Source organism: Mesorhizobium sp. M7A.F.Ca.US.014.04.1.1 (assembly GCF_003998745.1).
Taxonomy (GTDB): domain Bacteria; phylum Pseudomonadota; class Alphaproteobacteria; order Rhizobiales; family Rhizobiaceae; genus Mesorhizobium; species Mesorhizobium ciceri.
Map to the genome: position 1 here is coordinate 1 of NZ_RZRW01000211.1, position 9,228 is coordinate 9,228.

Sequence of the window (9,228 nt, forward strand, 5' to 3'; positions counted from 1 at the left end):
TGGCCGAGACCTGCCGATCGGCGTCGTGGTGGCGGACTTCAATGCGGGACAATTGCAGCGGGTTCTGCCGGATGCTGTCATCCGCAGCCACCCGATCTGGATCGAAGCCGCCACGCTGGACGCCTCGACGTCAGGGCAAGGGTTGCCGCAACGCATCGAGGCCGGCCTTGCCGGCCGGGCGCCGGGTTTTTCTCGGCCCGCGACATTCGAACTCGCTCGTGCCGTCGACGAGCTGAAGCAGATCCTGACCGGGTTCGGGCTCGGGCGCGCAAGGGTCGGCGTCGACCTCGATTTTGTGCCCGCCGCCGATTTCTCGGTCATGCAGGCGCTGTTGCCGGCCTGCACGATGGTCGACGGCTCGGCCGTGCTCGACAGGTTGCGGGCCATCAAGTCGCCGCGCGAGATCGACCTGCTGCAGCAAGGCATCATCCTGTCGGAAGCCGGGCTGGAGCGGCTGCAGGTCGATGCGATGGCCGGCATGCGCCAGGCCGATCTCATTGCCCTCTACCGGCAAGGTGTCGCCACGGCCGCGTCCGGCCTGTCTCATCCGGTCCAAACTGCCGAATATGTGACGCTGGGCGCTCGGGCCAAAGATGCCGATGCGAAAGCGATGCCTGGCGATCCGCTGAAGTGCGACATGGTCTGCACGGTCGGCGGCTACGCCTCCGACATGTCGCGCAACTTCACCTTCGGGCCGCCATCCGCCGAGCAGGCCGAACTGCACGCCATTGCCGAGCGGGCCTTTGACGACGGGCTGGCGTCCCTTGTTGCGGGAACCACGCTCGCCCACGTGCATTGCGTCGCCACCGACAGCCTGGCGCGGCAAGGGCTGCGCACCTACCGCCGCGGCCATTTCGGCCATGGCGTCGGCCAGTCGGTGTTTTCCGAACAATGGCCGTTCATCGCCGCCGACAGCGATGTCGTGATCGAAACCGGCATGGTGCTGGCCTTCGAGATCCCGCTCTACATAGACGGCCTCGCCAGCTTCAATCTCGAGGACCAGTTCCTGATCACGCCGGACGGGCCCAAGCCGATGAACAGGCTGCCGCGACGGCTGGAGAGGATTGGATAACGAGGCGGGTCACTGCAGGGACAGCGCTCTACGCCCCCCTTGCCCTACCGGGCATCTCCCCCTCAAGGGGGGAGATTGGCAGCTTCGCCGTCTCGCCCACCTTACCGTGTAGATGATTTGGCGAAGGCTGTTGAGCGCGTAATCTCCCCCCTTGAGGGGGAGATGTCCGGCAGGACAGAGGGGGCGCCACGGAACTCGGCGGTGGGGTGCCAAGCACCTAACCACTCACCGCCGGCCTTCTCCCCCTCCACGGCATCTCTTGTTCCAGCTGCGCCGACGCGGCCAGCACCGTTGCCTCGTCGCCGTAGCGGCCGACCAGCTGCACGCCGATCGGGACGCCGTCTTTCGACCAGCCGAGCGGCAGCGAGATCGCCGGCTGGCCGGAGATGTTGAAGGGGAAGGCAAACACCGCGTCCGTCCATTTGGCATTGTAGCGGTCGATATCCGTCTCCGACATGTCGTAATAGCCGAGCGGGCGCGGCAGCTGCGTCAGCGTCGGGGTGATGAAGAGATCGTAGGCGCCAAGGTCGCCGACGATGTCGCGGCCGACCTGCCTGAGCTGCTCGACGTCGGAGATGTGCCTGGTGCCGCTGGTCGCACGGCCGCGCTCGATGATCGCGAAGGTCACCGCCTCGACATCGCCCGGTGTCACCGACCGCCCCATCACCGTTTCAAGGTAGTCGAAGGTCGCCGCCGTCTGCACGCAGGTCATGTTGGTGTAGGTCTTCCACACAGCATCGGCGTCGAGCGGCATGTCATGCTCCTCGACATGGTGGCCGAGCCGCTCGAGTACAGCCACGGTCTCCAGCACCGCCGCCTTCACCTCCGGATCGATCGCGGTGCCGTTGGGCGGCGTGACGGAAAAGCCGATGCGCAGCTTCGTTGGCGCCCGCGCCGACAGGCTGAGCCAGCTGCCATCAGGAACCGGCGGCGTGTAGGGGTCGCCCGGCAGCGCGCCGGCGACCGCGTCGAGATAGGCCGCCGTGTCGCGCACCGTGCGCGAGCAGCAGAGGAAATAGGCGCCGCCATACCAATAGTCGCCGAACGGCGCAAGGCTGACGCGGCCGCGCGACGGCTTCAGGCCGACGATGCCGCAGCAGGAGGCCGGGATGCGGATCGAGCCGGCGCCATCGCTGGCTTCGGCGATCGGCACCATGCGCGAAGCAATCGCCGCGGCCGCTCCGCCGCTGGAGCCGCCGGGCGTGATGCCTTCCTTCCACGGGTTCTTCGTCGCGCCGTAGAGCTTTGGCTCGGTGGTGATCGACCAGCCATTTTCTGGGGCGTTCGACTTGCCGACCAGCACCAGCCCGGCCGCCTTCATGCGGCGAACCACTTCGGTGTCGAAATCGGCGACGACATCTTTCAGGTAGAATGAGGAGTTGGTGTTCGGCGCCCCGGTCCAGGACGAGGCCAGCTCCTTGAGCAGGAATGGCACGCCGGCGAAGGGCGCTGATGTGTCGACCGTCTGCGCCTGGCCGCGCGCCATGTCGTAGAGGCGATGGATGACCGCATTGAGCGTCGGGTTGAGCCGCTCGACCAGCGTGATCGCCGCTTCCACCAGCTCCGCCGGGGTAACGTCGCCGCGCTTCACCAGCGCCGCAAGGTCCAGCGCGTCGGACTCGGCATAGGTTTTCAGCAGACTGTCGGTGACGGCGGCCATATCTCTCTCCTTCGGCGGATAGCTTGTGTTGATGCTGCTCCTGCGGAGAACTGTATTGGGGCATCGGCCCCCTCACCCAGCCTCCGCTTCGCTCGGCTGACCTCTCCCCGAGGGGAGAGGAGACTTGCAGCGCCAGCGCCACCCTCTTCTCCCCAACGGGGAGAAGGTGGCCGCGAAGCGGCCGGATGAGGGGGGCTGGCGCGACTTCAGGCCAGGTCGATGGTCCGTCCCAGTGCGATGCTCTGCTCGGCGGCCAGCACGATGCGCAGGCTGTTGACCGCCGCATCCATCTGCTCGGTGAGGTCGAGATCCTCGCGGATGGCGCGCAGGAAGAAGGCCTGCTCGCGATCGCACAGTTCCTGGTGGCCGGGTTCGTCCTCCATGCTGACGATCTCGTCGGGTTTGGAGAAATTCTTGTCGCCGTCGACAGCGGCATAGTGGATCTTCAGCGCATCGGTCTTGGTGTGGCGGTCGATGTCGGCGGAATTCGAAACCTCTGCCAGCTCGGCAACACTGCTTGCCTGCTGGCCGGCGACGATCGACACCGCGCCCTTGGGGCCGACGACGTCCTTCACGAAATAGGCCGTCTCGCTCATCATCGGGCCCCAGCCCGCCTCGTACCAGCCGACCGAACCGTCATCGAAGGTGACGTGCAGATGGCCGTAATTCTGCTTGTCGGCTTCCGCCCAGAGCTTGGCGCCGATGCCGTGCACGCGCACCGGCTTGGCGCCGGTCAGCTGGCACATGACGTCGACATAGTGGACGCCGCAATCGACGATCGGGATCAGCGAATCGATCAGGTTCTTGTGCCAGTGCCAGGCGCTGCCGCTGCTCTGCTGGTTGAGGTTGAGCCGCATCACCAGCGGCTTGCCGAGCGTCTTGCCGACCTCGATGAACTTGATCCACGACGGATGCACGCGCAGAATATAGCCGAGCACCAGCTTGCGGTTCTTGGCCCGCGCCGCCGCGACCACCTTCTCGGCATCCTCGTTGTTGGTGGCGAGCGGCTTTTCCATGAACACATGGCAGTTGGCGGCGATTGCCTTCAGCGCGTATTCGGCGTGGGTGTTCGGCCAGCTGTTGATCGAGACGGCGTCCGCTTTTGTTTCCTTCAGCGCCTGGTCGAAATCCTCGTAGAGTGGGTAGCCGGCTAACTCTTCCGGAATCTTCGTGTTGCTCTTGATCGACCGGCTCATGATGCCGACGATCTCGAAACCGTCGAGCCGGTGATAGGCGCTGGCATGCGACGCACCCATATTGCCGAGACCCACCACCAGCACTTTTACCTTGTCGGACACCGAATATCTCCCAGGTTTTGATTGAATTGTGCGCGGCGATCGGTTGCCGCTCGTATGTCTATCCGAGACAATCACCTCAGGTCAGCGCCGCCGCTCATTGCCCGGCCCTTTCCTCTCCCCCGTCGATCGGGGGAGAGGTGTCGAGCGAAGCTCGACGGAGTGGGGGTCGAGACCCTCGCCGCGCGCTTGAGGTCTCTTGCTCGTCAGATTGTGCCTGTCTTGTGGCGACTGCGCGTTTGACGAACGCCTTTCCCCACTCCGTCGCCGCTTCGCGGCGCCACCTCTCCCCCCTCCGGAGGGAGAGGAAAGGAGCCAAGGCAGGGTAATGGAGGGCGGCCGACATGACCCGTTGCGCAGCCCTACTTCACCGCCGAATCGAACAGATGCGCCTTGATCTTCTCGACATCGAGCGCGGCAAAACCTTCCGACAGCTTGACGCCGTCGGCATCGGCCTTGACCTTGGCCTTGTCGAAATCATTGGCCGGGCCGATCAGATCGTTGGTGCAGACATCCTCGGCCTTCACCGGAGCGGTGATCTGGCCGATCTTGTGGATTTCGTCGAAGAAGCCCTGCCAGCTCGCCATGTCGTGCGAGCCCCAGCCGCCGCGCTTGTCCATGTCGCCGCGGAAAACGTTGATCTGCTGCAGGATCGAGGTGGTGCCGAGCTCCGGCCCGAGATTCTTGGCCAGCGTCGGGAACTGCTCGAACACCGCTTCGACCGCCGCGCGTGGATTCTGGTAGCCGAATTCGAGGCCCATCGCCCAGCCGCGCAGGTACTTTTCCAAAAACGCCTTGCGGTCGGGATCCTCGAGATCGGCGGCACGCACGACGAAGGTGTTGGCCGGCAGCTTCGAATTCTGCACGCCGAGCCAGTATTCGAAGTCGAGCCCCTTGGCGATCCATTCGGCGCGCAGCCCTTCCCACGACAGGGCGGCGTCGCCCTGGCCGCCGGCCAGCGCCGTTCCCCAGGTCGGCCAGCCGGCCTCGACATATTTCACCTTCTTGATGTCGACGCCCTGCGCGGCCAGCAGCGGGTCGGTGATCGACTGCCAGGCGGCGGAGCCGAGCAGGATGGTCTTGCCTTCCAGCTTCTTCAGGTCGTTCGATCCCTCGCCCTTGCGGAAGGCGATGCTGAACGTGTCGCGCGCGCCCATATGGAACACCGACTTCAGCTTCATGCCGTTCTGGATGGCGAAGGAGAACACGCCGGGCGACGGGAAGCCCATATCGGCCTGGCCGACATCGACGAACTTCACCGTCGCGGTGCCGTCCGATGGTCCCGGCTGCATGTCGGTGTCCAGCCCGTCGAAATAGCCGGCCTTCTTGGCCGCCCAGTAGGGATAGTCGTCGAGCACTTCGAGCGTGCCGCGCGGCGAGATCCAGGTGAATTTTCCGTAGGGTTCGGCCCTGGCCTTCAGGCCGGTGGCGCCAAGCGCCGTCGCCGTCACCAGCCCGGCGCCGGTGACCTGCAGGAAGTAGCGGCGGCTGATCCCCGCCGGGTTGATCGAGTTCTCTTTGGTCATGGCATTCCCCTTTTTTGTTTGATGTCAGTTTCTTGCCGCCCGCCTCCCGGGCGCCGTCATATCCCTGTGTTCAAGCCTCCCAGCTCGCCCATTTCTTGCCGATCAGGAAGAACAGCACGTAGATCAGGATGCCGAGCGTCGACAGGATCAGCACCACTGCGAAGAACTGCGGCATCTGGATCATCGACGAATAGGTGGTCAGCCGGTTGCCGAGGCCGAAACCGCCGCCGACCATTTCCGCGCCGACCGCGGTCAGCAGGCCGAAGATGGCGCCGATCATCAGCCCGACCAGGATCATCGGCAGCGCCATCGGCGCACGGATCTTCCAGAAGATCTGCAGGGTGCTGGCGCCATAGGAACGCGCCAGCGCAATCTTGGCGCTGTCGACGCGGCGAAAGCCTGTCGCCGCATTGATCATCACCATCGGCCCGGCGGCCAGTGCCACCGCGATGATGCGCGGCGTGTAGCCGAAGCCGAAGCGCAGGATCAGAAGCGGCACCAGCGCCAGCATCGGCGTGGTGACCAGAAGCAGGATGTAAGGCGCGACGATCTTCTCTGCGAACGGGAATTGGGTGATGACGGCGGCCAGCACCAGGCCGATGATGGCGCCGATGGTGAAGCCGGACACCAGCTCGACCAGCGTGTAGCCGAGATGCGGCGCGATCAGCGGAAACTCGTCGAACAGCGCATAAGCGATCGAGCTCGGCGGCGGCATGATATAGAGCGGCACGTGGAACAGCCGCAGCGCCAGTTCGATGCCGCCGATGATGATCACCGCCACGACAAGAATGGCCGCCACCTCCTTGCCCGACTTGATGCCGGGGCCGCTGGCGAAGGCGGAAAGGTTGGTCAGGCTGACCTCATGGCCGTCGCCCGCCTTGGCGCCCGACTTGGACTTTGAGAATTCCGGAATGGCATCGCCCCCGCTCACGGCCTGATCCTCACGATTTCGGCGCTCGGGCGCTCCGGGGCTTTTGGCCGCGTGCGTTCGCCGACAATGTCCATCTTGATCCGGTTGGTGAGGTCGAAGACCTCCTTCGTCGCCATGATCTCCAGCGAACGCGGCCGTGGGAACGGCACGCGGTATTCCTTGGCGACGCGGCCAGGCCGGGCGCTCAGCACCACCACCCGGTCCGAGAGAAAAATCGCTTCCTCGATGCTGTGGGTGATGAAGACGATGGTTGTCTTGGTGTCGAGCCAGATCTCCTCGACCAGCCGGTTCATCTCCTCGCGGGTGAAACTGTCGAGCGCGCCGAACGGCTCGTCCATCAAAAGCACCGAGGGCTTTAGCGCCAGCGCCCGCACGATCGCCGCGCGCTGCTGCATGCCGCCCGACAGCTCGCGCGGAAACTTGCCGCCGAAGCCATCAAGCCCGACCCGGTTGAGCAGATGCGCGATCCACGCCCGGTCCGGCTTCTCGCTCTTGATCTCGAAGGGGAAGCGGATGTTGGCGTCGAGGTTGCGCCACGGCAGGAGGTTCGCCTCTTGGAAGACGATGCCGATATCGGGATGCGGACCGGTGATGGCCTTGCCGTCGAGCCGGATCTCGCCACTGGTCAGGCTGTGCAGGCCCGACATCGACCACAAAAGCGTGGTCTTGCCGCAGCCGGAAGGGCCGACGATCGAGACGATTTCATTGACGCTGACATCGAGGCTGCAGCGGTCCAGCGCCAGCAGGTCGCCGGAGGCCGTGTGATAGATCTTGGTGGCTGCCTGCACGCCAAGCTTCGGCTTTTTTGCATCGCCCGTGTTCATCTGCCCCCCGGGAAGATTGCGCGATGATCCATTGGCTCATCCCCAGCGAAAATCAGTCTGTAACTATCCTACTTTCCTGTCAAGCACCGACGATAGCGGCCGTATCGCGAAAATCGATTAGTATACCTATCATCTTGTTTTACCGTCGGTTTTACGGCCTTGAAATGCATGTTGCTTTCCTACATACTTCGGAACTGACACGGACCGGAGAGGAACGGAGGAAGGTGAGCTTTCCCCAACGACACGCTGCGGTTGCGATCCGGTCGGGCACGTGGAGCCAGGGCGTGCAAACATGCTAAGACGACAGCCTCGCAACCCAGGGAAAGACCAGGACCCCATGACCGACGCTGGCAGCCAGGACGAGCCTGTTCCAGGCCCCGATACCGAGAGACGCGATCCTGTCCGGCGCATCCCCGACATCATCTCGCTGGTCAAGGATTCCTACAGCGAATTGCGCCCGGCCGAACGGCGTGTCGCCGATGTCGTTCTCGACGACGTCAAATATGCCGTCGACGCCTCCAACGCCGCCCTTGCCCAGCGCGCCGGGGTCAGCGAACCGACGGTGACCCGGTTCTGCCGCGCCATCGGCTGCGAGGGCGTGCGCGATTTCAAGCTGAAGCTGGCGCAGAGCCTCGTCGTCGGCGCGCTCTACCTGGCCAAGTCGCCTTCCGTCAGCAATGACAATGGCATGCCGTTCTGGAACGCCGTGTTCGGCGAGGCGCGCCGGGCGCTGCAGGAGGCCGAGCGGCAGCTCGACCCGGCCCAGCTGCAGAAGGCCGCCGAGCTGATCGCCAAGGCGCGCCAGGTCACGGTCTTCGGCCTCGGCGGCAGCTCCTCGGCGCTGGCGCAGGAAACCCAATACCGGCTGTTCCGCTACGGCATAACAGTCAGCGCCCAGTGCGATCCCTATCTGATGCGCATGACCGCCTCGACGCTCAAGCCCGGCGATCTGGTGATCGCCATTTCGGCGACGGGACGCACCCGCGAGGTGATCGAGGCCGTCGAGCTCGCCAAGCATTACCGCGCCAATGCGATCGCCGTGACCGCGCCCGACACCGAGCTCGCCCGCACCTGCGACGTCAGGCTGACGGTGGCGGTGCCGGAATATCCCGACACGCTGAAGCCGACGGCATCGCGCTTCGCCTTTCTGGCGGCGATCGACCTGCTGGCGGTGGCCTCCGCCTACAAGCTCGACGGCTCGGCCCGCGAGACGGTGCGCCGCATCAAATACAACGCCCAGATCCACCGCACCGGCAAGGAGATGGAGCCGCTCGGAGACTAGGGCTGCGCTTTTCCTTCTCCCCTTGTGGGAGAAGGTGGATCGGCGCGTAGCGCCGAGACGGTTGAGGGGTGGGTGACGGAGTGCCGTCGGCGCCAAGCTGGAGCACCCCTCATCCGACCTCACTTCGTGAGGCCACCTTCTCCCCTTGTGGGAGAAGGGAAGCCGGACATGAAACGAAAGAGGGAAAGAGATGCTCGAAATAGCACCGACGAAACAGGCCGCCGCATGGCTCGAATCCCTGGCACAGGCACTCGCAGCCGGCGACGCTGCGGCGGCGAGCAACCTCTTCGTCGACGATTGCTACTGGCGCGATCTCCTGACCTTCACCTGGAACATCACGACCGTGGAAGGCCGCGCGGCGATCGCCGACATGCTGGCGACGACGCTGGCGACGGCCAAGCCGAGCGCGTGGCGGCTGACCGGCGAGGCGACCTCGGACGACGGCACCATCGAGGCCTGGTTCAGCTTCGAAACCGTGGTGGCCAGGGGGGAGGGCATCATGCGGCTGCGCGACGGCCGCTGCCGGACATTGTTCACGGCGATGGCCGACCTCAAGGGCTTCGAGGAGCGCAAGGGCGCGGCGCGGCCGCTCGGCGTGCGCCACAAGGCCGATCCCCAGCGCGAGACCTGGTCGGAGG

At 65.0% G+C, this 9,228-nt stretch carries 8 protein-coding genes; 3 read left to right on the forward strand and 5 right to left on the reverse strand.

Translation table 11 applies throughout. The features are described from left to right. A partial coding sequence (locus tag EOA22_RS15850) for a Xaa-Pro peptidase family protein (RefSeq protein WP_164755479.1) occupies positions 1 to 1,072 on the forward strand: 1,072 nt, incomplete at its 5' end. A gap of 217 nt (positions 1,073 to 1,289) precedes the next feature. On the opposite strand, the gene EOA22_RS15860 is transcribed toward EOA22_RS15850, so the two are convergent. From EOA22_RS15860 to EOA22_RS15890, 5 genes are all read right to left on the reverse strand, one after another. After that, positions 1,290 to 2,732 (reverse strand): amidase, encoded by a 1,443-nt coding sequence (locus tag EOA22_RS15860; protein WP_063169585.1) that lies wholly within the window; start codon positions 2,730 to 2,732, stop codon positions 1,290 to 1,292. 206 nt (positions 2,733 to 2,938) lie between these two features. Continuing rightward, positions 2,939 to 4,030, reverse strand: coding sequence for a Gfo/Idh/MocA family oxidoreductase (locus EOA22_RS15865; RefSeq protein ID WP_063169586.1), 1,092 nt, complete (start codon positions 4,028 to 4,030; stop codon positions 2,939 to 2,941). 359 nt (positions 4,031 to 4,389) lie between these two features. Beyond that, positions 4,390 to 5,553 (reverse strand): ABC transporter substrate-binding protein, encoded by a 1,164-nt coding sequence (locus tag EOA22_RS15880; protein WP_013528758.1) that lies wholly within the window; start codon positions 5,551 to 5,553, stop codon positions 4,390 to 4,392. A 70-nt stretch (positions 5,554 to 5,623) separates the two neighbouring features. Beyond that, positions 5,624 to 6,484: an ABC transporter permease gene (locus EOA22_RS15885; protein WP_063169587.1), complete on the reverse strand. Its 861-nt coding sequence runs from the start codon at positions 6,482 to 6,484 to the stop codon at positions 5,624 to 5,626. Then, a complete protein-coding gene (locus EOA22_RS15890; protein ID WP_013528756.1) occupies positions 6,481 to 7,308 on the reverse strand; it encodes an ABC transporter ATP-binding protein in 828 nt (275 codons plus the stop codon). Before EOA22_RS15890 ends, EOA22_RS15885 begins: the two co-directional genes overlap by 4 nt. 337 nt (positions 7,309 to 7,645) lie before the next feature. On the opposite strand from EOA22_RS15890, the gene EOA22_RS15895 reads away from it, so the two are divergent. Further along, positions 7,646 to 8,590 (forward strand): MurR/RpiR family transcriptional regulator, encoded by a 945-nt coding sequence (locus tag EOA22_RS15895; protein ID WP_063169588.1) that lies wholly within the window; start codon positions 7,646 to 7,648, stop codon positions 8,588 to 8,590. A gap of 190 nt (positions 8,591 to 8,780) precedes the next feature. Then, on the forward strand, positions 8,781 to 9,228 hold a 448-nt coding region (locus tag EOA22_RS15900), incomplete at its 3' end, for a nuclear transport factor 2 family protein (protein WP_164755481.1).